At 72.0% G+C, this 24438-nt stretch carries 17 protein-coding genes; 12 read left to right on the top strand and 5 right to left on the bottom strand.

Annotation, left to right across the window (positions count from 1 at the left end; genetic code table 11):
* Positions 1-47 precede the first annotated feature (47 nt).
* The 6 genes from WMF27_RS02135 to WMF27_RS02110 all read left to right on the top strand — a co-directional run bounded on the left by WMF27_RS02135 (position 48) and on the right by WMF27_RS02110 (position 6552).
* Positions 48-950, top strand: coding sequence for a hypothetical protein (locus WMF27_RS02135; protein ID WP_437761920.1), 903 nt, complete (start codon positions 48-50; stop codon positions 948-950).
* Between the two features lie 51 nt (positions 951-1001).
* Complete coding sequence (locus WMF27_RS02130; RefSeq protein ID WP_437761921.1) at positions 1002-2639, top strand: BamA/TamA family outer membrane protein; 1638 nt, start codon at positions 1002-1004, stop codon at positions 2637-2639.
* A gap of 113 nt (positions 2640-2752) precedes the next feature.
* Complete coding sequence (locus WMF27_RS02125; RefSeq protein WP_437761922.1) at positions 2753-3514, top strand: hypothetical protein; 762 nt, start codon at positions 2753-2755, stop codon at positions 3512-3514.
* Between the two features lie 106 nt (positions 3515-3620).
* Positions 3621-4229: a precorrin-2 dehydrogenase/sirohydrochlorin ferrochelatase family protein gene (locus WMF27_RS02120; RefSeq protein ID WP_437761923.1), complete on the top strand. Its 609-nt coding sequence runs from the start codon at positions 3621-3623 to the stop codon at positions 4227-4229.
* 162 nt (positions 4230-4391) lie between these two features.
* Entirely contained in the window at positions 4392-5597 is a 1206-nt protein-coding gene (locus WMF27_RS02115) for a PEGA domain-containing protein (protein ID WP_437761924.1), read from the top strand.
* 10 nt (positions 5598-5607) lie between these two features.
* Positions 5608-6552: a hypothetical protein gene (locus WMF27_RS02110; protein ID WP_437761925.1), complete on the top strand. Its 945-nt coding sequence runs from the start codon at positions 5608-5610 to the stop codon at positions 6550-6552.
* Between the two features lie 45 nt (positions 6553-6597).
* Here WMF27_RS02110 and hflX read toward each other — a convergent pair whose 3' ends face one another.
* Complete coding sequence (gene hflX / locus WMF27_RS02105) at positions 6598-8466, bottom strand: GTPase HflX (RefSeq protein ID WP_437761926.1); 1869 nt, start codon at positions 8464-8466, stop codon at positions 6598-6600.
* Between the two features lie 220 nt (positions 8467-8686).
* Here hflX and WMF27_RS02100 point away from each other — a divergent pair, with 220 nt between their 5' ends.
* The 6 genes from WMF27_RS02100 to thiL all read left to right on the top strand — a co-directional run bounded on the left by WMF27_RS02100 (position 8687) and on the right by thiL (position 16194).
* A complete protein-coding gene (locus WMF27_RS02100; RefSeq protein ID WP_437761927.1) occupies positions 8687-9754 on the top strand; it encodes a homoserine kinase in 1068 nt (355 codons plus the stop codon).
* Positions 9755-9981: 227 nt separating this feature from the next.
* A complete protein-coding gene (locus WMF27_RS02095) occupies positions 9982-10875 on the top strand; it encodes a M48 family metallopeptidase (protein WP_437761928.1) in 894 nt (297 codons plus the stop codon).
* 44 nt (positions 10876-10919) lie between these two features.
* Positions 10920-12737: a dynamin family protein gene (locus WMF27_RS02090; RefSeq protein ID WP_437761929.1), complete on the top strand. Its 1818-nt coding sequence runs from the start codon at positions 10920-10922 to the stop codon at positions 12735-12737.
* A 127-nt stretch (positions 12738-12864) separates the two neighbouring features.
* Complete coding sequence (locus WMF27_RS02085; protein WP_272097502.1) at positions 12865-13593, top strand: GTP-binding protein; 729 nt, start codon at positions 12865-12867, stop codon at positions 13591-13593.
* Positions 13590-15194: a sensor histidine kinase gene (locus tag WMF27_RS02080; protein ID WP_437761930.1), complete on the top strand. Its 1605-nt coding sequence runs from the start codon at positions 13590-13592 to the stop codon at positions 15192-15194. The genes WMF27_RS02085 and WMF27_RS02080 overlap by 4 nt, the downstream gene beginning before the upstream one ends.
* A 10-nt stretch (positions 15195-15204) precedes the next feature.
* On the top strand, positions 15205-16194 hold the full coding sequence (gene thiL / locus WMF27_RS02075; RefSeq protein ID WP_437761931.1) for a thiamine-phosphate kinase: 990 nt from the start codon (positions 15205-15207) through the stop codon (positions 16192-16194).
* A gap of 395 nt (positions 16195-16589) precedes the next feature.
* Here the strand turns inward: thiL and WMF27_RS02070 are convergent, their stop codons facing one another.
* From WMF27_RS02070 to sppA, 4 genes are all read right to left on the bottom strand, one after another.
* Entirely contained in the window at positions 16590-17378 is a 789-nt protein-coding gene (locus WMF27_RS02070; protein WP_437761932.1) for a hypothetical protein, read from the bottom strand.
* Between the two features lie 203 nt (positions 17379-17581).
* Positions 17582-17953, bottom strand: coding sequence for a hypothetical protein (locus WMF27_RS02065; RefSeq protein WP_437761933.1), 372 nt, complete (start codon positions 17951-17953; stop codon positions 17582-17584).
* Between the two features lie 455 nt (positions 17954-18408).
* Entirely contained in the window at positions 18409-21819 is a 3411-nt protein-coding gene (locus WMF27_RS02060) for a vitamin B12-dependent ribonucleotide reductase (RefSeq protein ID WP_437761934.1), read from the bottom strand.
* A 516-nt stretch (positions 21820-22335) separates the two neighbouring features.
* Positions 22336-24144: a signal peptide peptidase SppA gene (gene sppA, locus WMF27_RS02055; protein WP_437761935.1), complete on the bottom strand. Its 1809-nt coding sequence runs from the start codon at positions 24142-24144 to the stop codon at positions 22336-22338.
* Between the last annotated feature and the right edge of the window lie 294 nt (positions 24145-24438).

The following is a 24438-nucleotide window of genomic DNA, read 5'->3' as shown; positions in this document are numbered from 1 at the left end:
CCGGCCCCCGCCCTCCGTGAGGGCGGCGGATGGGCTATTCTGGAGGGGTGAGCCCGTTCCGTGAGCCGCCCGGCATCGAGCTCGGCCCGCTGGAGGTCGGCCTCGGGCGCGCGGCGCGGCGAGCCATGGTGGGCCTCATCCCGAGCGGAGGACGGCTCATCGCGCCGGACGGCTACGCGCGGCCCCTCCACGGCGAAGGCGGCTCCTGGCGCGGCCGCTCGCACACCGCAGGCGCGCTGGGCTCCCTGGGGCTCTTGCTGGCGTCGGCCTGCGCCTTCGTCGCGGCGACCGGCGGCTGGCAGCTGCGCGGCCTCGAGGCCACGGCGGTGACGGTCGCGCTCGTGATCGCGGGCGGGGTCTCGCTGGCCGCGGTGCTGCGCGCCGTCGATGCGCCGCGCGACCGGCTCACCGTGCGCGGCGCGGTGGTCGGCAGGGCGGCGAGGCGCGCGCTCCGCAGGGCAGGGCGCCTCGCGCGCCACGCGGAGCGCGCGCCGGACAGGTTCGGCCCTCGCCGCGTCGCAGCGCTGCGCAAGACGTTATCCATGCTCGCCGATCCGCTCATCGCGGACTGGATCCCCGCGGACGTGCGCGGCCGCGCCGAGCTCCTCCTCGCCCGCGCCATCGCCGCGAGCGTCGGCCCGCGCTGGGCGCGCGAGGCCAGCGTCCGGACCGAGGTCCGGGCGCTGCTGCTCGCCGCGGCCGATCACCTGATCGAGCCGACGCCGGCCCGGCAGGACCTGCTCGTGCTGGCAGAGCGCACGGAGCCCGCCCCGGCGCCGCGCGACGCACGTTGGCCACAGCGCGTGACCGCCGCGGCGCAGATCCGCTGCAGGGCGCCGTCGCCCCCCGTCCCCTCCGACGCCGTCGCCGAGGACGCCGCGGCGGAGGTCGATCTCGACGCGACCGATTCCTCCGGTGAGGCGATCGATCATGCTAGGGTGCGCTGCTGAAGGGCGCGTCGCCGACGCCTCGGGAGGCATCGGCGGCGTTGCAGGAATCCCGTGAATCCACCTCGATTCCGGAGCTCTTCACGCTCCCGGGCCATCCCCCTGCCCCCTGCGCTCGGCCGCGCCCACCTCGCGCTCTGGTGCGCGTTGCTCCTGGGGACGTGCCCGAGGCGCGCGCTCGGGCAAGGCGCGGTGGGCGCCGGCGCAGAAGCCACGGCGCAGGAGCGAGCGCCGCGCGCTTCCGCGCCCCCCCACGCGGCAGCGCTGTCGCCCGGCGCGGCAGCGCTGTCGCCCGGCGCGGCGCTCCAGGAGAGGCATCGCGTCCGGTACACCCTCGACGGCATCGAGATCCGAGGCAACGTGCGGACCGCCGCGCGCGTGATCCTCCGCTACGTCAGGTTCCGCGCGGGGGACCTGCTCGACGTCGAGGATCCGGAGATCGAGCTCACGCGCTACCGCCTCCTCGGGACCGGGTTCTTCGCGTCGGTCGGGTTCTCGCTCCGCAAGGGGGCCGAGCGCGGGAGCGCGACGCTCGTGATCGATGTCGTCGAGCGCAACACGTTCGTCGTGCAGGACCTCTGGCTCGGCATCGCGGCCGACGAGGACACCGCGGGCAACGCGAAGCCGCTCTCCGCGTTCACTGGCGTGCAGGTCGCCGAGACCAACCTCGCCGGGACAGGGATCACGCTCGGCGCCGGCGTCGGGCTCGCGGCGGACCAGCTCGCGCTGAGGACCCGCTTCGTCGACCCCGCCTTCGTGGGGACCCGCTGGTCGGCCACGGTGACGGTGCTCTACAACGACGCCCGTGACTTCTTCGGCAACCGGGACGTCCTCTTCGAGTCCCCGTTGCTCGAGCAGCGCGAGGTCACCGGCTACGCCGTCGTCGCCTACAAGCGGTTCGGCGCGACGCTCGGCACGGGTCACGACGTCTCCTCCTCCTCGCGGCTGTCGCTCGACTACCACCTGGAGCAGATCGACGCGACCGTGCCCACGGTCGCCTCGCACATGCGCGGCAACAGCCGCGAGCCCATCGAATTCGACATCCTGGGCGGCAAGACGGTGCTCTCGTCGCTGCACGCCGCGATCGATCACGACACGCGCGACGCGCCCTTCCTCGCGACGCAGGGCACGCTCGCGTCGGTCTCGGTCACGGTGGGCGTACCGCCGTTCGGCAGCGACTACGGCTACCAGAAGTTCGAGTTCGGCGCGCAGCGCTGGTTCCGCCTGCCGCTGCGGCACGTGCTCCGCGTCGAGGCGTTCGCCGGCGCGATAGCCGGGGACGCGCCCTTCTTCGAGAAATTCTACGTCGGCGATCTCACCGACCTCCTGCCGGATCGGCTGCTCGATCTCGCGCCCGATCGGAGGCAACCGCCGAACTTCCTCGGCACGGACATCATCGAGGTCCGGTACGGGGACTTCGCCGCGAAGATCGAGGCGGAGTACCGCATCCCGGTCTACGCCGGCCGCGGCTCCATCTACGGCGTCGATCTCTTCGGCGCCGCGGGCCTGTACGGCCTCGCGACGCGCCGCGAGTTCACCGATGCGCCGAGCGGATACGGGGGCTTCGCCCGCGTGCCCGTGGACGTCACCTACAACCTCGGTCTGCGGGTCGACACGGCGGTCGGCGGGGTGACGCTCGCGTTCTCGAACCTGCTCGGGCTGATCCCGGCGCGGCGCGGTGCGCGGAAATGATCTGCTCGATCTGCTCCCAAGCACATCGCGGATCGAAGCGCGCGACGCGCGACGCGCGGCGCGCGGGCGGAGGCCGCCGTACCTGGCGCCTCCGAGAGGCGCGGCGAGCGCTCGTGGCGCTCGGCCGCGGAGCGGCGCGCTGGCTCGGGATCGCGCTGCTCGCGGCGCTCGCCCTCCGGGCGAGCTGGTCGATGGCCCAGGAGGGGCCGGGGCCCAAGGACATCGCGGACGCGGACGCGCAGCAGGCGCTCGGCGCGCCGGCCGCGCTGCCCACCCGGGTGGCGAGCCTCACGCTCGACAAGACGATCGTGCAGCTCACCGTGGGCTTCCGCGACGTCGTCGACGGCGAGATCTCGAAGAAGCTGCTCAGCGGGCTCCCCACCGTCATCACGATGCGCGGCTACCTCTTCCACGAGAGCGGGGGCAACCCTGTCGCGCTCGCCGCCAAGAGCTGCAGGATCGTCTACGACCTCTGGGATGAGGTGTTCCGGATCCAGCTGATCCAGGCCGGAGGTCAGTCGAGCACGGTCGCGATCAACGTCGAGGGCGTGCTCCGCAACTGCGCCGAGGCCCGGCGGCTGCCGCTCGTGGAGCGGTCGCTCGTCCGCGACGGCAGCCGCTATTTCGTCGCCGTGCTGATCGAGGTGAACCCCATGAGCGCCGAGATGCTCGATCGCATCAAGCGGTGGGTGACCCGGCCGCCCGGCTCGACGGCGATCGGGCCGGGCGACTCGCTGTTCGGCTCCTTCGTCGGCCTGTTCGTGACGCGCATCGGCAACGCCGACCGGAGGCTCGCCTTCCGCACGCAGCCCTTCTTGCCGCCGGTGCCGCCGCCCAGCCCGCCTCCTCCTCCCCAGCGGTCTCCCGGCCGCTGAGCCACGCGCGCGGCCGCCTCGCTCGGCGTCACGCCCCTCGCCCGCCGGGCGGCGCGCCGGTCTACACTCGTCGCGCGGACGCTCTGTTCGCGTCGGCTCCACCCCCATGCGCCTCTTTCCCATCGCGCTCGATCTCAACGGCCAGCGGGCGCTCGTCATCGGCGCGGACGGCGACGCGCCGTACACCGTGGAGCGCCTCCTCTCGGCGGGCGCTCGCGTCTCCGTCGTCGCGCCAGGGCAGGTCGACGGGGCCATCGAGCGAGCCAGCCGGGAGGGGCGGCTCGATCTGCGCCGGCGAGCATTCCTGGAAAGCGACCTCGCCGGGGCGGCGATCGTGTTCCTCGTGCCGGGCGACGAGGCGCTCTCGCGGCGCCTCCACGGGGAGCTCGCGGGCGCCGGGCGCCTCGTCTGCACGCTGGATCGCCCCGAGGTGTCGAACTTTGTCAATCCTTCGGTGGTCTCTGCCTCCGGGCTGACGATGAGCTTCAGCAGCCATGGCGTCAGCCCTGGAACGATACGGCGCATCCGGGAGGACCTCGGCGCCCTCTTCTCGGATCCTCGGTTCGCCCGCTACATCGAGGCGCTGCGCAGGCTCCGCGAGAGCCTCCCTCGGGGCCCCGAGCGGGCCGCGCGCATGCGCCGGGCGACCCTGGGCTTCGGGCTGGAGGCGAGGCTTCGGTTCCCTGCATGGCTGGAGCGGGGCGACGAGCCTTGATGTCCGAAGAGGCCGCGCCGGAGCGGCGGGGGCGCGGGCTTCGGTAATTCGGTAACAGAGAGCGCGCGGCCCCCGGATGAACGCGAAACCCCTTGTGTAGAGCGGCCTTCAAGGCTTAAGTGGGCGCCCACGCGACACTATCCGCGCAGGAGGGCTTACGGTATGCGTTCACGATCGGGCCGGCTGACGATGTTGACCTCGGCGGCGATGGTCTCTGGGCTCCTGACGCTGACGGGCGTCAGTCCGGCATCTGCGCAGACGGATGCCAAGCCGGCAGCGCCCCCGGCAGGTAAGCCGGCCGCTGCGGCGGCTCCTGCGAAGCCAGCCGCCTCCGCGGCGCAGGCGCCCACCCCCGCTGCGACGCCGCCCGCGGCCGGCGCGACACCTCCCGCGGCCGGTGAGCCCGCGACGAAGGTGACCACCACCAAGCCGAAGAAGGCGCTGACCGAGAAGCAGAAGAAGGACGAGGCGAAGAAGCTCTACAAGGAGGCCGAGGCCAGGTTCGACAAGGGCGAGTACGCCGTGGCGGCCGACCTGTACCGCCAGGCGGACGAGCACGTGCCCGGCGCCGCCCCGAAGTACAAGCTCGCCATGTCGCTCGACAAGCAGGGCCTCGTCACCGAGGCTGTCGCGGCCTGGCAGGCCTTCCTCGATTCGAAGCCGGACGCCGAGAAGTTCAAGGAGAAGATCGCCGAGGGCCAGACGCGCGTCGAGGCCCTGAAGAAGACGCCGGCGAAGGTGAAGGTCGCGACCGTCCCGGAGGCGCCGCCTGGCCTCAAGGTCGCGGTCGACGGCGTGGCCCAGACCGGCAAGGAGCTCTCGGTCCCGCCCGGCAAGCACACCCTCACCGTCTCCGCCGAGGGGTTCGCCGACGCGAGCCAGGAGCTCGAGGTCACCTTCGCCGAGGCGCGCGAGGTCAACGTCACGCTGACGCCGCAGGCGCCGGCGCCGGTCGCTGCGGCGCCCGCGCAGCCCCCGCCGCCGCCCGCCGACGTGCCGCCCGCGCAGCCGCCGCCGCCGGCCGCGCCGATCGAGTCGCGCTCTCCGGTGCCGGCCTACGTCACCCTCGGGCTCGCGGGCGCCGGTGTGGTGGTCGGGACGATCTTCGGCATCCAGGCGCTCGGCGCGAAGAGCGACTTCGATGACGCCCCGACGACCAAGACCGCGGACAAGGTCGATCGCTTCGCGCTCATCGCGGACATGTCCTTCGCGGTGGCGCTCACGTTCGGCGTCACCGGCGCGGTCCTGCTCCTCAGCGACGACCCGGCCCAGGCGAAGGCCGCAGCGTCGAGCGTGACGAAGAAGGCGTTCGTCACTCCGTTCGTCAGCCCGACAGGCGGCGGCGCCGCCGCGCGGTTTACCTTCTAAGGGGACTACTATGTGGAAGAAACAGCACCTTCTCGCGATGGCGCTCTGCGCTGGCGCGCTCTCGGCGCTCGGGATGGGCTGCGAGCTCATCGCCTCGGTCGATCGCTCGCGCATCCCGGGGGACGAGAACGTCCCCAGCGACGGATGTTCCGACGGCACGATGAACAACGAAGAGACCGATGTCGACTGCGGCGGTTCCATCTGCCCGAAGTGCGACACCGCCAAGGCGTGCACCGCAGCCACCGACTGCGCGAGCGGCTTCTGCGCCGACGACGTCTGCTGTGACGCCGCCTGCGACGCGGAGTGCGACGCCTGCACCGCCGCGCTCAAGGCGTCGGGCGACGACGGAGCGTGCGGCCCCTCGAAGGCCGAGACCGCGTGCGGCGAGGCGACGTGCTCCGAGGGCGTCGAGACGAGCCGCGGCACCTGCGACGGGGAGAGCGTGGAGTGCGCGCCCGGCGAGGAGAAAGCGTGCGAGGAGTTCGCCTGCGATGAGGCGGCCAGCGCCTGCTTCACCGAGTGCATGGAGGACGCGCATTGCGCGAAGTGCCACGAGTGCGCAGACGGCGCCTGCGTGCTGGCCGCGGCCGGCACGGAGGGCCTGGGCTGCGACGAGGGCCAGGCGTGCGACGCCGCGGGCGAGTGCAAGCCCGCGAACGGTCAGGAGTGCGACGCCGAGAGCGAATGCGCCAGCGGGCTCTGCGTCGACGGCGTCTGCTGCGACACCGCCTGCGACACGGCGTGCATGGCCTGCAATGTGAAGGACCTGGAGGGCACCTGCTCGAACGTCCTGCTCGGCAGCGAGGACGGGGCGGACTGCAGCGGCATCAACGTCTGCGACGGCAAGGGCGCCTGCAAGCTGGCCGGCGGCGAGGACTGCACGACGAACGAGCAGTGCGCGAGCGACAAGTGCCTCCCCTCCGTCTTCACGTGTGACGAGATCCCGACGCCCTGAGCTCTCCCCGGCTCCCGCCGGGCTCCCTGTGGAGCCCGGCGGAGCTCACGCCTCGAACGTCCCTCTCACACGCGCGCTGATCTCTCCTGCCCTGGAGCTCGAAGGCGGGCCCAGCACCGTCATCGACTCGGCTTCCCCCTCGAACAGCCCGCCGTCCCCGAGCTCGCCCTCCGCGGCCTCCGCCTCGTAGACAGGCACCATCGCGGCCTCCTCCCAGCGGCTCTTGAGCCGCTCCGCGAGCTTCGCGAGCAGCTCCCGCGTCGTCTCCCGGTCCGTGGCGGACAGGACCACCGCGTTCGGGTGCCCGAGGAGCAGCCGCCGCCCCTCCGCCGGGGCGATCAGGTCCGCCTTGTTGAACACCACGATGCGGGGGATGCCGATGAGATCGAGCTCGGTCAGCAGCGCCTCGGTCGTCTCGATGTGCTGGTCGCGCGCGGGATCGCTCGCGTCCACGACGTGGAGCAGGAGGTCGGCGTCGGCGGCCTCCTCGAACGTCGCCCGGAAGGCCGCGAACAGGTCCTTCGGCAGCTCCCGGATGAAGCCGACGGTGTCGGTGATCACCACCTCGCGCTCCTCGGGGAAGCGCAGCCGCCTCGAGCGGGTGTCGAGGGTCGCGAACAGCTTGTTCTCGGCGAGCACGTCGGCGCCGGTCAGCGTGTTCAGCAGCGTGCTCTTGCCGGCGTTCGTGTAACCGACGATCGAGACCACCGGCACGCCGAGCCGGGCGCGGCGGCGGCGGCGCTGCTCGCGCTGGCGGGAGAGCCGCTTCAGCTGCGCCTCCAGGAAGCTGACGCGCTCCTTCGCGCGGCGGCGCCCGATCTCGAGCTTCGTCTCGCCCGGACCGCGCCCGCCGATGCCGCCCGTCAGGCGAGACAGGGAGTCGTCCTTCTGCCCGAGGCGAGGCAGCGTGTACTTCAGCTGGGCCAGCTCGACCTGGAGCTTGCCGTCCGACGACTCGGCCCGCTGGGCGAAGATGTCGAGGATGAGCTGCGTCCGGTCGAGCACCTTGAGATCCGTGTGCTTCGCGATCGCCGAGGCCTGGGAGGGGGTCAGATCCCGGTCGAAGACCAGCGTCTCCGCGTCGAGCTCCGAGGCGCGCAGCACGACCTCGTCCAGCTTGCCCTTGCCGAGCACGAGCCGCGGGTCGAGCCGATCGCGCAGCTGGAGGACCGTGTCCGCGACGTCGACGCCCGCGGTCCCGGCGAGCTCGGTCAGCTCGCGCAGGCTCTCCTCGGCCCGTGCGAGCGCGCCCGCCTTGGATTTCTCGGCGACGTGGACGAGGATCGCGCGGCCGTCCTTCGCCGCGACCGACCGCGTGCGCGACCGCTTCGTGAACTCGTCCTCGAGCGCCTGGATGAGCGCGCCGAAATCGACGTCGGCGCGACCGATCGCGACGGGGCCCACGGTCCGATACGGCAGCGCCGCCTCCCGGCGGCCGTCGCCGCGCCCCTCGGCCTCGTCCACGGTCACCGTGACCGCTTCCTTCCCGTGGACGGGCACGTTGTACGCGTACTGGAGGGTCCGCGGCTCACCCTGCGGGGTGAGCTGCACGGCCGCGACCAGGTCGAGCCGGAGGCGGACGAGATCCACGAGATCGTCCCGGGTGAGCGGCTCGTTGAAGAGGTGCGTGTGGACGAGCCGCAGCGCCCTGAAGCGGCCCTGCGCGGCGCGGAGGCGCCCGATGTCCGGCAGCATCAGCCGGGTCGCGTCGCCGACGATGACGTAGTCGATCTCGCCCGAGCGGTGCACCAGCGCGCCGACCTGGCGCCCCGCCTCATGCGACGCCTCGGCGAGCGCCTTGATGAGCTCGGGCGTGGCGATGCTGGCGAGCGGGACCTTGCGGCGGTAGATGCGCTCGAGGGTCTTGGTGGCCTGGGGGCTGAGTCCGGTGGTGTTTCCGTAGAGGGTGGGCATTCGATAGTCGAAGGGGGATGTCGCTCCCGCTCACTCGATTTCATAACGCACGCGGGGCCGGTCCGCGACCAGGGGCACCGCGGATCTGCGTGCGGAGCGCGCATTTTCTCGTCGCTCGTCCCCCTTCCGTCGCCTCCCCGTCCGTCGTCGCCTCCCGCCCGGCGCGCTCCTCCAGGTTCCTGTGGAGGCCGCGCGCGAGACGAGGCTACCCTGCGCCGCGATGGCCATCCTGACCCCCCTCTCGCTCGCGGATGCCCGCCGCATCGGCGCGCTCTACGGCCTGGAGATCGCCGACGTGCGCGGCCTGCTCGCCGGGAGCGTCAACTCCAACTTCGCGCTGACGCTCGCCGGCGGCCGCGGACAGGTGTTCCTGCGGGTCTACGAGGAGCAGCAGCTCGGCGCCGCGTCACGCGAAGCGCGCATGCTCGAGCACCTCGCGGCCGGGGGCGTCGCCACCCCGCAGCCGCTCCGGCGCCGCGACGCGGCGCCCTCCGACGCGGCGTCCGTGTCGGAGGGCGCCGCGTCGGATGGCGCCGCGTTCGTCGCGGAGCACGCTGGAAAGCCGGTCGCGCTGTTCCCGTGGGTCGCGGGATCGTCGCTCTGCCAGGCGCGCGTCACGCCGGACGCGACCCGCCGCGTCGGCGCGGCCCTGGCGCGGGTGCACCTCGTCGGCGCCTCGTTCGAGGGGGCGAACACCAGCCGGTTCGACCTCGACGGCCTCGACCAGCGGCTCCGGGGGCTCCGTTCCCCTGCGCCCGCCACAGGCGCGACGTCGGCGCCCCCCGCTCCCGCCCCGGCCCTCCCGCCCGACGTGGCCGCCGCCGTCGACGAGCTCACCGGCCGGCTCGAACGGGTCCGCGCCGCGGCGCCGCGGACCCCCGGCCCCCAGACGCTGATCCATGGCGACCTCTTCCGCGACAACGTGCTCTGGGAGGCCGGCGAGATCTCGGCGCTGCTCGATTTCGAGAGCGCCTCGCGCGGGAGCGCCGCGTTCGACCTCGCCGTCACGATGCTCGCGTGGTGCTTCGGCGACGATCTCGACCCGGATCTCGTGTCCGCGCTCGCCGCCGGCTACACGGCGGTGCGGCCGCTCTCAACCGAGGAGCGCGACCGTCTGTTCCACGAGAGCGTGATCGCGGCGCTGAGGTTCTCCATCACGCGCATCACCGATTTCGAGCTCCGCCCGAAGGGCAGCGGTGTCTACAAGGACTTCCGGCGCTTCCTTGCGCGGCAGCGGGCGCTCGATCGCCTCGGCCCGGAGGGGCTCCTCGCGCTGCTCGGCGTCTGATCCGCGCCGACGCGCGCCCGGTCCACACCGGGCCCGCGCCTGACGTCTCCCGCTGTCCGAGCACCGTCCGCTCGCCGTCTGCTCGGCGCCTCCGCCGTCCGATTCAGGCCCGATGATTCAGGCCCGATTCAGATGTGAGCGGAGGTCGTCTGTGATTTTGCGTTAACTTCGCTGCGCCTGGCGATGGCGGCGTTGCGCGGTCCCGGCCCGGCCGTTACCTTCGCCGGATGGCACAGGTCGGAACGCTCGATTTCAAGGGCTTCATCGAGAGACGGAAGGGCCAGCGCGCGGGCGGCGGGGACGGCGCGGGCAACGCGTATGCCTACGTGTCCGACAAGAACACGCGGCTCGCCTTCGAGAAGATGCGTCCGGTCGAGCTCGCCGTGACTGCCGCGGTCAGGCTGTTCAAGACGGTCGGCAAGAACGAGCTGCTCGGCCACGCCGTCAAGGTCGGCCCCGCGCAGTTCCCGCGCGTCCACAAGCTCGCGGTCCACTGCGCCGAGACGCTCGGGATCACGACCCCGACGATCTACATCGTCAACAGCCCCACCCTCAACGCGGCCACCTACGGGACGAACGACGACTCGTTCATCATGGTGCACTCGGCGCTGGTCGATCATTTCACCGACGACGAGCTGCTCAGCGTCATCGGCCATGAGTGCGGCCACATCCACAACAGCCACGTGGTCTACCTGACCGCCATGCACTACCTGACGCGGATGGCGTCGGTCTTCGTGAAGTGGATCGTCGGCCCGGCGATGCTCGCGCTCTCCGGCTGGTCGCGCCGGGCCGAGGTCACCTGCGACCGCGCCGGCCTGCTCTGCGCGAAGAGCCTCGACGTCTCGACGCGCGCGCTCACCAAGCTCGCGCTCGGCTCGACCAAGCTGTACGAGGAGCTCAACCTCGAGGCGTTCATCGCCCAGCACGAGGAGGGCAAGGGCGGCGTCGGCAGGTTCGCCGAGTTCACGGCCAGCCACCCGTGGCTGCCGAAGCGCGTCCTCGCGCTCCGGGCCTTCGCCGAGAGCGAGCTCTACAAGCGCCACGCCGGGCTCGGCGCGGGCGGCCTCTCCATGGAGGAGGTCGACGAGAAGGTGCACGAAGTCATCAAGATCTGGGGCTGAGGGGCTCCCGCTCCTGGCAAGGCGCAAGGCCGAGGTAGACGCACATGCTCGAATCCTTCCACAGCCGCAAAGACGACGTGACCGGGGCGCTCAGGGAGCTCGTGACGTTCGCCGAGTCCCTCGGCGCCAAGAGCGTCGCGGCGCGCATCTCGAACGATCTCGTGAAGAAGCTCGACGCCGATCGGTTCCACCTCGTCGTGGTCGGCGAGTTCAACCACGGCAAGACGACGTTCGTGAACGCGCTGCTCGGCGCCTCGATCCTCCCCGTCGGCGTGACGCCCACGACGGCGGTGATCCACCACCTCGAGTACGCGGCCGATCCGCGCGCCGAGGTGGTCTACGCGTCGGGCGAGCGCACCGGCCTGCCGTTCGAGGACGTGCGGGCCTTCACCGTCGGCGGCGAGCGCTCGTCGAGCGCCGGCGAGGTGAAGTTCCTCGAGGTGGGGTACCCGGCCGAGCTCCTGCGCGAGCGCGTGGTCCTCGTCGACACCCCCGGGGTGAACGACCTCTCGCTCCAGCGGGCGGACATCACCTACAGCTACATCCCGCGGTCGGACGCCGTGCTGTTCCTCATCGACGCAGGCCAGCCGCTCAAGGAGAGCGAGCGGGTCTTCCTCCAGGAGAAGCTGCTCGGGCAGTCGCGCGACAAGATCCTGTTCGTCGTGACGAAGCGCGACATCTGGAGCCAGGACGAGGAGGTCGAGGCGCTCGCCTACATCCGGAGCGAGCTCGGGAAGCTCGTCAAATCGCCCGTGGTCTTCCCGATCTCGAGCGAGCGGGCGCTGGAGGGCGATCGGCCCGGCAGCGGGATGCCGGAGCTGCTCGATCACCTGACCCGGTTCCTCGCCGAGGAGCGCGGGCGCATCCTGCTCGACAACGCGCTCGGCGAGGGCCTCGAGTCCGCGCGCCTGCTCGGCAAGGGCGTGGACGCGCGGCGGCGGGCGACCGCGATGTCGCGCGACGAGCTCAGCCGCCGCATCGAGATGATCGAGAAGGACCTGGCCGGCCAGTCGCGCACCATCGAGGAGCGGCGCGCCGGCATCCGCGAGGAGGTGAGCGCCATCCGGGCGTGGGTGCACCGCGATCTCGATCGCTTCGTCGACGACGTGCTCCGGCAGCTCCCGGCGATCATCGACGAGGCCCACACCGACGAGATCAAGGTCTACCTCGGGGCGTTCCTGGAGCGCACGTTCGCCGAGTGGGCGCAGGCCGAGACGAAGGAGATCGCCACGGCGCTCGAGGCGCTCGCCGAGAAGACGATCGCGCTCGTGCGCGAGGACGCGCACGACGTGGCGAAGCGGGTCAGCGAGGCGCTCGGCGGCGACGTGAAGACGCCGAACGTCGAGGTCGACACGTTCGGCTACGACGTCGGCGTCTTCGCGCTCTTCACCATCGGCCTCGGCGTGATGTTCACGAACGCCCTGCTCGGCGGGATCCTGGCGCTCGCGGCGCCTGTCCTGGCCGTGTACGTGAAGGAGAAGGTCGAGGCCGAGACCCGCAAGAAGGCGAAGGAGATGGCGCCGATCGCGCTGCGCGAGGCCGCCACCCGGATCGGGCCGAAGCTCGACGAGATGATCCAGGAGTTCGCGAGCCGGCTCGACGCGTGGGTGGTCACGGCCGGCCAGGAGCTGCACCGGGAGGTCATCGAGGTCCTCAAGGCGGCGCGCGAGGAGCGGGTCCAGGCCGAGCCGAGCAGCGAGAGCCAGCTCGAAGCGTGCGACGCCCAGGCCGAGGCGCTCCGGGCGCTGACGTCGCGCCTGGAGGGGCTGCGGAGCGCGCTCTGGACCGTCGAGAACGGCGAGAGCAGGCCGATCCCCCCGCCCGTGTCCAGCGTGCCCAACGCGCCCGGCGGCTCGGCCTGAACTCGGCTTGAGCGAGCGCACGCCTCCTGACAAGGGAGGAGGAGGAGGAGATCCGGCCCAGCCCGACCTCCTCCGCCCTGCGCCGTGGCCATATCCAATCGTCGGGCGCTCATGCGAGAATGCGGCCGTGCAGCTCGACTTCGCAGCCCGTGAAGTGACGATCAAGCTCGTCTATTACGGCCCGGCGCTCAGCGGCAAGACGACGAACCTCGTCTCGCTGCACGGCCTCGCCGGGTCAGACGCTCGCGGACGGCTGATGACGCTCGAGACGCAGGACGATCGGACGCTGTTCTTCGATCTCCTGCCGCTCACCTTCCGCGCGAAGGACGGCGACGTCTCGCTCCGCATCAAGCTGTTCACCGTGCCCGGCCAGCCGATGCACGCCGCCACGCGGAGGCTCGTGCTCCAGGGCGCGGACGGGGTCGCGCTGATCGCCGACTCGCAGATCTCCGAGACGCAGCGCAACGCCGAGGCGTTCTTCGATCTCCGCCAGAACCTGCGAGAGAACGGCCTCGATCTCGCGAGGATGCCGCTCGTCATCCAGTTCAACAAGCGCGACCTGCCCGACATCCGGAGCGACGAGGAGCTGGCGCGGCTCGCCGCGCGGGGCAAGGAGCCGGTGTACAAGGCCGTCGCGACCCGCGGCGTGGGCACGGTGGAGACGCTCATGGGTCTGCTCCACCTCACGTGGGAGACGCTCGATCAGACGCATCAGCTCTCGAAGCGGCTGTCGATCAGCGGCGAGGAGCTCCTGAACAGCGCGGCGCGCCAGCTCGGGGCGACGAGCTCGGTGAACGACCTCCTGGCGAGACGAATGGGCGGCAGCCTCGAGAAGAGCTCCCGGATCGTTCCATGAGGCCCGACGCCCACAAGGGGACGCCGGCGGATTTCGGTCTCGACGACGACGATCTCCTCGGCATGCCGGGCTCCGCGCCGATGCCGTCGGCGCGCGTCGCGGACGGGCCCAGCTCCTCGAAGCGCGACGGCGCGTCCAGCGCGCCTGAGCCCTCGACGCTGCCTCCCCCCGCGGCGGCGCCGGTGGTCGACCTGGTCGGCATCGGCCCCCTCTCGCTCGAGGATCTCGTGGATCGCCAGGCCCTCGGGGAGATGGCGGCGTCATTTCACAAGCTGTTCGGCCTGCCGATCCGGATCCAGTCGATCAACGGCGCAACGCTCGCGGAGTCGGGCGCGCTCGCGCCGCTCCCGCCGCTCGGCGGCCTGACCGGCGAGCAGGAAGGCCGGCGAGCGAGCGTGGCGCCGGCGGATCGGACGGCGAGGCAAGGCGCGCCGGCCGGCAGCGAGGTCGCGGATCCCTGCTTCGAGGGCGCGCTCTACCAGGTGTTCCCGATCGAGTACGACGGGCGTGCGATCGGCCGGTCGATCCTGGGCCCCTACCTCCCCGACGGCCTCGACGATCCCCCTGCCGCGCAGATCGAGGCGGCGTCCCAGCTCGATCTCGCGCCTGCGGCGGAGGGGCGGCCGCGGGCGCCGCGGCTCCGGCCGGAGCGGCTCGGCGCGATCGCGGACCACCTCCGCTCGGTCCTCGATCTGATCCTGTTCAGCGGGCACAAGTCGCTCCTCACCTCGACGATGCACGTCGCGTCGATCCGCGAGAGCTTCCGTGAGCTGTCGCAGAAGAACGCCGAGCTCGAGCAGGCGTACGAGCGGCTGAAGGAGCTCGACCGGCTCAAGTCGAACTTCCTGGCCACGGTGTCGCACGAGCTCCGGACCCCGCTCACGTCGATCATGGGGTACAGCGAGATGCTCGCCGAGGGCATCGGCGGGCCTCTGACCGATGAGCAGCGCGAGTTCATCGATACGATCCGGTCGAAGAGCGAGCAGCTGCTCGGGCTCATCATGAGCCTCCTGGATCTCTCGAAGCTGGAGAGCGGCACGTTGATCGTGCATCGCACCGAGGTGGCCGTCGGCCCGGTGCTCGTCGAGGCGGCGTCGACCATCGCGCCGGCCGCCTCGAAGAAGGGCGTCGAGCTCCGGATCCAGGCCGAGGACGATCTCCCGCCGGTGCTGGGGGACGGCGACCGGCTGCGCCAGGTGTTCATCAACCTCGTCGAGAACGCGGTGAAGTTCACCGAGGCGGGGGGCGAGGTGCTGCTCGTCGCGCGCGCCGTGAGCGAGGACGTGGACGACCTCCCCGGGCTGGTGCTCGTCGCGCCGCTCCAGCAGGCGGTCGAGATCCGCGTCGTGGACACGGGCATCGGCATCCCTGCGGGCGAGCGGCTGAAGGTGTTCGACCCGTTCTACCAGATCGATCAGAGCTCGACGCGGGAGCACGGCGGCACGGGGCTTGGTCTCTCGATCGTCAAGCGCCTGGTCGAGGCGCACAGCGGCACGGTCCGGATCGAGCCGAACGAGCCGCACGGCACCGTGTTCGTGGTCAAGCTGCCCACGGTCGCCGGCTCGCCGGCGAACAGCGTCCTGCCGCCCATCTTCCAATGAGCGGGCTCCCATGAGCGGGCGCTCCGAGTGGAAGCGCATCGACATGCTGCGCGCCGTGCTCGGGGGCGCGACGGGCGACCACGTGCTGTGCGGCATCGGCGATGACGCCGCGATCCTCGCGCCGGTAGCCCCGCGGGACGGGGCCCTCCCGGGCGCCCCGGAGCCGCTCGTCTGGACGGTCGACAGCGCCGTCGAGGGCGTCCATTTCCGGCGCGATCTCCTGGGCTTCGAGGATCTCGGCTACCGGGCGACGATGGCCGCGGCGAGCGATCTCGCGGCGATGGGGGCGCGCCCGGTCGGCCTGCTCGCCGCGCTGGTGCTGCCTCCAGACGTGAGCGACGACGACCTCGGCGCGCTGGCGACGGGTCAGCGCGCCGCGTGCGACGAGATCGGCACGGCGATCATCGGCGGGAACCTCTCGCGGGGCGGCGAGATCTCGATCACCACGACGGCGCTCGGCGTCGCGGCGCTGCCGCTCCGGCGCGACGGCGCGCGGCCTGGCGACGCGCTCGCGCTGGCGGGTCCGGTCGGCCTCGCCGCGGCCGGTTTTGCGCTGCTCGACCGCGGCGTCGCCCCGGCCGGCGCGGCGGCTGAGCTGGCGCTCCGCGCGTTCCGCCGTCCTGTGGCGCGCATCGAGGCGGGCCTCCGCGCGGCGGCGCGCGCCCGCGCGGCGGTCGACGTCTCCGACGGCCTCGTCGCGGACGTGGCGCACCTCGCGCGCGCGAGCGGCGTGCGTGCGCTGCTCGATCCCGCGGCGCTCGTGAGCGCCGACCTCCGCGACGCCGCCGCGCTGCTCGGCGCGGACGCGCTGGATCTCGCGCTCTACGGCGGCGAGGACTACGCGGTCGTGGTCGCGGGCCCCGACGTCGGGCAGCTCGCCGGCTTCGTGGCCATCGGCCGCTGCGCGCCGCGCGAGGAGGGCGCGAGCGACGTCGCGCTGGTCGGACCGGACGGGCAGCTCACGAGCCTCGTGGCGCGGGGGTACGACCACTTCGCCTGAGTCTGTCTGTTCCAGCGGCAGCGCTCGCGGGTGGTGCTGTCATTTGCCCAGAGAGGGTTCACATGAAGGCGGTAAGTCGGGAAGATCATTGAGATTTTCTTCCCGCCTTACCGCCTTCATGTTCAAATGACAGCACTACCCGCTCGCGAGCGCGCCTGGCATTCTCCCAACCGCGTCCGCGGCGCTCGCGAGCGCACCTCGGGTTCTCCCGACCGCGTCCGCGGCGCTCGCGACCGCGCCTGGCGCTCCCCCAGCCGCGTCCGCGGCGCTCGCGAGCGCGCCTCAGGTTCTCCCGACTGCGTCCGCGGCGCTCGCGTGCGCTCCTGGGGTTCTCCCGACCGCGTCCGCGGCGCTCGCGCCTCGGGTTCTCCCGGCCGCGTCCGCGGCGCTCGCGCTCACCCGCCGAGCGGCGCGGCCTCCTCGGGCGCCACCGGGGCCTCGCCCTCCGGCTCTGCGGGCGGCGCGTCGGCCTCGATCTGGCCGGGCCGCCGTGAGGACGGGCGCACCCGCGCGGCCAGCTCCGGGTGGCCCGCGAGCCGGAACAGCCCCACGAGGAACGTCGCGGCGCGGCTGAACCGATCGTCGTACGCCGCGATCGCGGCGGTCTTGGCGAGCAGCGTCGCCTCGGCCTCGCGCGCCTCGCGGGCCACATCTTTCAGGTGGCCGCGGAGCGCGCCGCGCAGGCCCTCGATCCGGAGCACCGTCTCCTCGGCGTCCCAGCGGATCCCCTTGCGGCGCGGCTTCGGCAGGTCCCTGGCGCCGAGCGCGCGCGCCACCTCGCCGGCGAAGCGCTCCAGCTGCGCCGGGTCGCGCGGCGTCGCGTCCGTGAAGCCGAGGCGCGCCAGCGCCGCGGCGCCGTACAGGCCGGTGAGCCACTCGCGGAGCTCGGTCAGCTCGGTGTACAGCGCGGCGGCGGCCTCGTCGCGGGCCTCCCGCGGGGCCGCGTCGTCGGCGAGCTCCGCCTGGTGCGCCTCGTCGGCCGCCACCATGCGATCGCGCGCCTCGGCGAGGGCGCGCGCGACGATGTGCGTGAAGAGCGAGACGTCCGGCATCTTCTCTCCCTTGCGCAGGTGCGGAGAGAGCAGCGCCTCGAGCTCCGCGGCGATCCGGCCGGCGTGGGTCTCGCCGGACGCGACGACGGAGTTGGCGCTCTTCTGACGATCGGTGACCAGCTTCGAGGGCATGACAGCTCCTTCCCGTGGGGATCGATGCGCGGCGGCGGGCGCCATCGCCCGCCGCTGCGGCGCGGAGGAACGCCGCGCAACCGCGCAGGCTACAGGGTCCGGCCGCGCGCCCTCCATGGCCGGGCAGGTTTGCGACGCTCGAGATCGCCGGATCGGGGTGGGGTGCCGCGACCCGGGACGAGGCGGTGCCCGGGCCGCCCGGCTCAGTTGCACTCGGGGGGCGGCGTGGTCCCGGCGAGGCTTGCTCGGATCTGGGTGAGCGCCTTGGCGCGCGGGGTTTTCCCGCTCTTCACGAGCTTCTCGATCCCGGCGCACAGATGCGATGCCGTCGCCGCCTTCGACTTGGCTTCCGGCGACTTGCCCGACTTGGTGGCGACGGCGTGGAGCGCCGTGCAGCACGCCTGGATGGAGGCGCCTCCCCCCCGTGACGTCGTCGTCCCCGTCGCCTCGGCTTTCGCCGCCCCCGCATCTGCGTCTGGCGCAGCAGCGGGCTCGGCGGAAGCCGCCGCCGCCGGCTCCTGGTCCGCCGCCGGCTCCTGCGTCGCTGTTGCCGTCGGCACCGGATCGGCTGCCACGGGCGCGACTGTCGGTGTAGGCGCGGGGATTGTCTCCGGCTCTGCTTCTTCTTTCCGGCAGGAGCTCGACAGGATGCTGCAGACAAGAGCGACGAAGGCGATGGACGAACGCGACCGGCTCATGCCCCGTCTTCTACAGAGCTTCTCCGAGCGCATCCATACGGCTGCCCGGGTACAAGCCCGTACGGCCCCCCCCGCCGCCCCCGCCTCCCCCCAACCGCTCGGCCATCTCCCCCACCCTCCCCCTTCCCCCCCGAGTCGGCGGGGGTGGGGGTGACGAGGGAGGGGCCGGCGGGGGAGGGCCCCACGAACCCGAGCGCCGGCCCGCATCGCAGCTCAGCCCCTCAGATCCGTCTCCCCCCGTTCACGAAGCAATAGCCACGAAAAGGCGCGAGTTCGTGGGAGGGCCCCCCGCCGGCCCCTCCCTCGTCACCCCCACCCCCGCCCGTCGCAGCTCAGCTGCATCCCATGCTGTTGCCGCAGTTGAGGCACTTGTAGCAGGCCCCGTTCCTCACGGTGATGTGCCCGCAGCCGTCGCAGACCGGCGCGTCGCCCATCATGTCCTCGAGCTGCGCGTCGAGCGCGCTCGCCGCCCGTCCCCCGCCCTCGACCAGCGCCGCCGCGGCCGGCGCGCTCGACGAGAACGACGCCACGCCGCTCTCCTGCGCCCGCGACTCGACAGGGTCCTCCATGGCCGAGGTGACCGGCTGGACGTGGGCGAGGTCGTAGCGGTTCAGGTACTCGACCCCGAGCACGCGGAAGAGGTAGTCCACGATCGACGTCGAGATCTTCACGTAGTCGTGCCCCTCGACGACGCCCTGCGGCTCGAAGCGGGTGAAGGTGTACTGCTCGACGAAGGTCTCGAGCGGCACGCCGTACTGGAGCCCGATCGACACCGCCATCGCGAAGCAGTTCATCATCGAGCGGAACGCGGCGCCCTCCTTGTGGAGGTCGATGAAGATCTCACCGAGCGTCCCGTCGTCGTACTCGCCGGTGCGGAGGTAGATCTTGTGCCCGCCGACGCGCGCCTCCTGCGTGAAGCCCTTGCGCTTCCTGGGCAGGCGGAACCGCTCGGGCGCCGCCGCCGAGGGCGACCGCGGGCGCGCCTGGCTCGCCAGCGCGGTCGCTGCCTGGACGACAGGCGCGGGGACCTCGGCCTTGCCCTTGCTCTCCTTGCCGTCGCTCGAGCTCGAGGTCGACGAGAGCGGCTGCGACGCCTTGCAGCCGTCGCGGTAGAGCGCGACCGCCTTGAGCCCGAGGCGCCACCCCTCCTCGTAGATCCGCTGCACCTCCTCGACCGTCGCGTCGTTCGGCAGGTTCACGGTCTTCGAGATGGCGCCGGACAGGAACGGCTGCGCGGCCGCCATCATGCGGACGTGCGCCATCGGCGCGAGGTACCGCCGGCCCTTCCTGCCGCAGCGGTTGGCGCAGTCGAACACCGCGTAGTGCTCCTCGCGCAGGTGCGGCGCCCCCTCCACCGTCATGCGGCCGATGATCGTCTCGTTCGCCTCCTCGATCTCCGCGGCCGAGAAGCCGAGGTGCTGGAGCAGCGAGAAGCCGAAGCGCGCCCGCGACTCCTTGGAGACGCCGAGCCTGTCATAGGCCTCCTCGCCGAGGATCCAGGGGCCGAAGGCGAGATCCAGATCGAAGACGCCGGGGATCGCGGCCTCGACCTTCGCGAGGTCGTCGCTCGTGAGCCCCCGCGCCTTGAGCGACGCCCGGTTCACGTGCGGCGCCGCCAGGAGCGTGTTCGTGCCGGAGACGTAGGCGACGATCTCCTGCACCTCGGCCTCGGGGTAGCCGAGCCGCCGGAGCGCCTCGGGCACGGACTGGTTCACGATCTTGAAGTAGCCGCCGCCGGCGAGCTTCTTGAACTTCACGAGCGAGAAGTCGGGCTCGATGCCCGTCGTGTCGCAGTCCATCAGGAGGCCGATGGTGCCGGTCGGGGCGAGCACCGTCGCCTGGGCGTTGCGGTAGCCGTGCTCCTGCCCGATCCGGACCGCCTCGTCCCAGTCGGCGCACGCGGCCCGCCAGAGCGACTCCGGGCAGCGGTCGCGGTCGATCGCGTAGGCGGCGTCCCGGTGCATGCCCATCACCCGGAGCATCGGCTCGCGGTTCCTGGCGAAGCCGGCGAACGGCCCCTTCGCGGCGGCCATCTCCGCCGAGACCCGGTAGGCGTGGCCGCAGAGGATCGCGGTGAGCGCGCCCGCGACCGAGCGCCCCTGATCGGAGTCGTACGGGATGCCCTGCAGCATGAGCAGGGTGCCGAGGTTGGCGTAACCGAGCCCGAGCGGGCGGTAGTCGTGCGAGTTCTTCGCGATGCCGCGGGTCGGGTACGCCGAGAAGTCGACGAGGATCTCCTGGGCGACGAAGAACACCCGCACCGCGTGGCGGTAGCCCTCGATGTCGAACGAGCCGTCCTCGCGGAGGAACTTGGTGAGGTTCAGGCTCGCCAGGTTGCAGGCCGAGTCGTCGAGGAACATGTACTCCGAGCACGGGTTCGAGGCGTTGATGCGCGCCGTGTTCGGGCAGGTGTGCCAGCGGTTGATGGTCGTGTCGTACTGCACGCCCGGATCGGCGCAGCCCCACGCCGCCTCGGCGATCTGGCGCCAGAGATCCTTGGCGCTCAGCGTGTCGACGACCTCGCCGGTCGTCCGGGAGCGCGTCTCCCACGCCGCGCCCGTCGCCGCCGCGCGCATGAACTCGTCGCTCACGCGCACGGAGTTGTTCGAGTTCTGCCCGCTCACCGTGTGGTACGCCTCGCCGTTGAAGTCGGAGGGGTACCCCGCGCCGATGAGCGCCATCGCCTTCTTCTCCTCGCGGACCTTCCACTGGATGAAGTCGACGATCTCCGGGTGGTCCATGTCGAGGCAGACCATCTTCGCGGCGCGCCGCGTCGTGCCGCCGCTCTTGGTCGCGCCGGCGGCGCGGTCGAACACCTCGAGGAAGCTCATGAGCCCCGAGCTCGTCCCGCCGCCCGAGAGCTTCTCCTGCTTCCCGCGGATCGCGCTGAAGTTCGTCCCCGTCCCGGACCCGTACTTGAACAGCCGGGCCTCGCTCTTCACGAGGTCGTAGATGCTCATCAGGTCGTCCTGGACCGCCTGGATGAAGCACGCGGAGCACTGCGGCCGCTCGTAGGCGTTCCGGGTCTCGACGATGTCGTCGACCGCGCCCGCCCCGTTCGTTCGAGGCGCCGACGCCTTCCCGTTGGCGCTCCCGTTCCCCGCGTCGGCCGAGGCCTCGTTCCAGGCGAAATTGCCGCCCGACCCCTCGATGCCGTACCGGTGGTAGAGCCCGCAGTTGAACCAGACGGGCGAGTTGAACGCGCCGTACTGGTGGACGAGCAGGTAGGCGAGCTCCGCCTCGAAGGTGTCCGCGTCCTTCGCCGAGGCGAAGTAGCCACCGAAGTGCTCACCCGCCTCGCGGATGGTGCGCGCCAGCCGGTGGACGACCTGGCGGACGCTCGTCTCGCCGAGCTCCTTCTTGCCGTGGATCCCCGCCTTGCGGAAGTACTTGGAGACGACGATGTCGGTCGCCAGCTGCGACCAGCCGGCGGGGATCTCGGCCCCTTCCATCTTGAAGACGACCGAGCCGTCGGGGTTGGTGATGACGCTCGAGCGGCGCTCCCAGGTGACCTCATCGAGCGGATCCGCGGCCCGGTGCGTGAACCGCCGGTCGAACCCGAGCCCGCGGGGGCGCGAGGCCCCCTTCTTCGCGCCCTTCTTCGAGGCTGCGCCGTCGACCTGCGCCTTGGCGGCCCCCCCGGTCACGGGACGAGCCTCCCCCTCTTCCTTCATCCGTGCCGTCATCTTGCCGTTCCCGGCGGGGAGCTTACCGCCGTCACCCACAACTGCCGACTGGGCCATTTCCAAGTCCTCCTGTGAACCACCGCACCTGGCGGTGACCCGGGTCCTACCGAAAGCACAAAGAGTTCCCTGGAGAAGTCCGAGGCCTCATCGCCTCGATCTCCACAGGTCTCGTCGCTTCTCCCCTACTACCTGCTCGAACGTTCCGTCTTCAGACCAGTGAGCATAGTTTCAGGTGCCATGCCTGAAAGGCGTGCGCCGACATGCGGGAGCGCCTGACCGCTTGCTATCCAAACTCGCGAACGGTCCGTGCGTCAAGGAGAACCGCTACATGTTGGGATCTCCCTCCGAACAGGGCCCACATATAGGGCCTCTCTGTCCGGTACGGGATTCCTAGCGATCCGTGATCAGCTCTGAACAGGTGCTACCCACCGGGCGCACAGATTACGCACAGCTTCTCCCGCGAGAAAATCCGCCTCTTCCCGGGAATGCGCCAACCAACCACCCGCTCTTCCACGGAGCCGGGCAAGGCGCGGGCGCGCGCCGGGCGCGGCGTGGTCCCCCGGCCGTCGCCGCCTAGTCCAGGTCGCCGGCCTCCGCGCAATACGCGAGCACCCGCTCCCCCTCGCAGTGGACGGCGAGCGCCACCTCCTGGGCGATCCCTCGAAGCCCGAGGAGCTGGAGCAGCGTGGGCACCGGCGCCGGCAGCAGCGGTGGAGGTGGGATGTACCGCGACGCGCGCACGATGGCCGGCTCGATGGCCGCCGCCTTGGGCCCGATCATCTGGCGCAGCTCGTGGAGCGCCCGCTCGAACCCGCCGAGCATGTCGACGAGGCCGCGCGCCTGCGCGTCGGCGCCGCTGTAGACGCGCCCCTGCGCGAGCGGCTCGATCTCCTCGACCGGGCGGCGGCGGCCGCGGGCGACGACGCGGAGGAACGCGGCATAGATCGCGTCGAGCTCGCGCTCCACCACCGCCCGCTCCCCCGCGTCGAGCTTGCGCGACGGCGAGAACAGGTCGGCCCGCGCGCCGCGCTTCACGACGTCGGTCGAGACGCCGAGGCGCTCGAGCAGCGGACCGAGCGCGAAGCGCGCCGAGACCACGCCGATGCTCCCCGTGATCGTCTGCGGCTGCGCGACGATCGCGTGCGCGGCCGCCGCCACGTAGTAGCCGCCGCTCGCCGCCACGTTCGACAGGCACGCCACGACGGGCTTCACCTCCGCGAGGCGGGTGACCTCGTGGTGGATCCTGTCGGACGCGAGCGCGGAGCCGCCCGGCGAGTCGATGTGGAGGATGACCCCCTGGACGCGCGGGTTCTGCCGCGCCGCGCGCAGGCTCGCGACGAGCCGCTCCTCGCTGGCCAGGGAGGCGCCCCGGAAGCGGGCGCGGCTGACGATCGCGCCGTGCACCTCGACGACGCCGAGGATGGGCCGAGGCCACACCGGCGTCATCGAGAGGGCGCGCCGCGCGCCCAGGTAGCGGTCCGCCGACACGAGGCGCTTCTTCGAATGCCGCGCTGCAGCGCGAGCGCCTCCGCCGCCTCCACCCGATGCGCGGTCCGCGTCTTCGGCGCCGATCTCGGCGCGGCGCGGCGCAGCGGTCGCGCAGGGGAGCGACCCCGCCGCGAGCATGTGATCGAGCTCGTCCTCGTACGCGACCGCGTCGACGATGCCCCGCGCGACGGCCTGCTCCGCGCCGAAGGGGGCCTCGTCGATCCACAGCGCGGCCGTCTCGCGATCGACGCGGCGCCCCTGGGCGAGCGCCGCGGTCAGGTCCCCGAGGCGCCCGTCGAGCAGGGCGCCCACCTGCTCGCGCTGCGCGGCGCTCATCGTGTCCCGCACGAGCACCTCGCCGGCGTTCTTGTACATCCCCTTCGCGAACACCTCGGGCTCGACGCCGATCTGCTCCAGCGCGCGGCGCACGTAGCGGCCCTCCACCGCGAACCCGAGCGGCGACACCATCGTCTCGGGCCCGACGACGATGGCCCGCGCGGCCGAGGCGAGCAGGAGCGTCGTGGTGTCGGCGCCCATCGGCAGGTAGGCGACGATGTCCTTGCCCCCCGCCCGGATCTCGAGGAGCGCGTCCCGCAGCGAGGCCGCGACCGCCGGCCCCGCGTGCACCGACCGCATCCGGAGGAGCAGCCCCGCCGGGCGCGGATCCCTCATCAGGTGCTTGCCGAGCTCGCGGACGCGCTCCACCGAGAGCGGAGCCCTCTTCCTCCGGCGCCACGGGAGCGCGAGGCGGACCCGGGGGGGCTGCAGGTCGACCACGCGGCCGTCGATTTCGAGGACGACATACCCGCCCCGAGGTGCAGCAAACGCCCAGCGGAGCGCGCTGACGGGGAGCAGCAGCAGGCGGAGGACATTGACGAGCAGGGCAGCGATCACCGGAGGCTCCTCGGAATCAGGGGGACAGGCGACGGAGAGGCGGCTCGGCGTCCGCCGGCGGTCACGATGGGGTGGGGAGGGAGACAGGGTGTGCAGGAACCGGTCCGCGCGGCGCGGGATCCGGCGGTGAGGTCGGCGTTCGCCTGGCCCCGGCGCTGGAACTGGAAAGAGAGAGCGTGACGCAAGGGCCCACCCTGTGGCTACACTGTCGCTCCAAGTTTCGAAGGGGACGGCGAGCCGATGTGGGTTACGTCTTGAAGAAGTCGTCCTCTCTCTTTCAGACCAGCCCAGCAA

The sequence above is a fragment of the Sorangium sp. So ce281 genome, assembly GCF_051527395.1.
Lineage (GTDB): Bacteria > Myxococcota_A > Polyangia > Polyangiales > Polyangiaceae > Sorangium > Sorangium cellulosum_B.
This window is presented reverse-complemented; position numbering and strand designations above follow the sequence as displayed.

Bases quoted from the DNA above. Each gene is read 5' to 3' on its own strand.
- WMF27_RS02120 (WP_437761923.1), top strand. From the start codon at position 3,621: ATGCGCCTCTTTCCCATCGCGCTCGATCTCAACGGCCAGCGGGCGCTC.
- WMF27_RS02115 (WP_437761924.1), top strand. From the start codon at position 4,392: ATGCGTTCACGATCGGGCCGGCTGACGATGTTGACCTCGGCGGCGATG.
- WMF27_RS02110 (WP_437761925.1), top strand. From the start codon at position 5,608: ATGTGGAAGAAACAGCACCTTCTCGCGATGGCGCTCTGCGCTGGCGCG.
- hflX (WP_437761926.1), bottom strand. From the start codon at position 8,466: ATGCCCACCCTCTACGGAAACACCACCGGACTCAGCCCCCAGGCCACC.
- WMF27_RS02100 (WP_437761927.1), top strand. From the start codon at position 8,687: ATGGCCATCCTGACCCCCCTCTCGCTCGCGGATGCCCGCCGCATCGGC.
- WMF27_RS02095 (WP_437761928.1), top strand. From the start codon at position 9,982: ATGGCACAGGTCGGAACGCTCGATTTCAAGGGCTTCATCGAGAGACGG.
- WMF27_RS02090 (WP_437761929.1), top strand. From the start codon at position 10,920: ATGCTCGAATCCTTCCACAGCCGCAAAGACGACGTGACCGGGGCGCTC.
- WMF27_RS02080 (WP_437761930.1), top strand. From the start codon at position 13,590: ATGAGGCCCGACGCCCACAAGGGGACGCCGGCGGATTTCGGTCTCGAC.
- thiL (WP_437761931.1), top strand. From the start codon at position 15,205: ATGAGCGGGCGCTCCGAGTGGAAGCGCATCGACATGCTGCGCGCCGTG.
- WMF27_RS02070 (WP_437761932.1), bottom strand. From the start codon at position 17,378: ATGCCCTCGAAGCTGGTCACCGATCGTCAGAAGAGCGCCAACTCCGTC.
- WMF27_RS02060 (WP_437761934.1), bottom strand. From the start codon at position 21,819: ATGGCCCAGTCGGCAGTTGTGGGTGACGGCGGTAAGCTCCCCGCCGGG.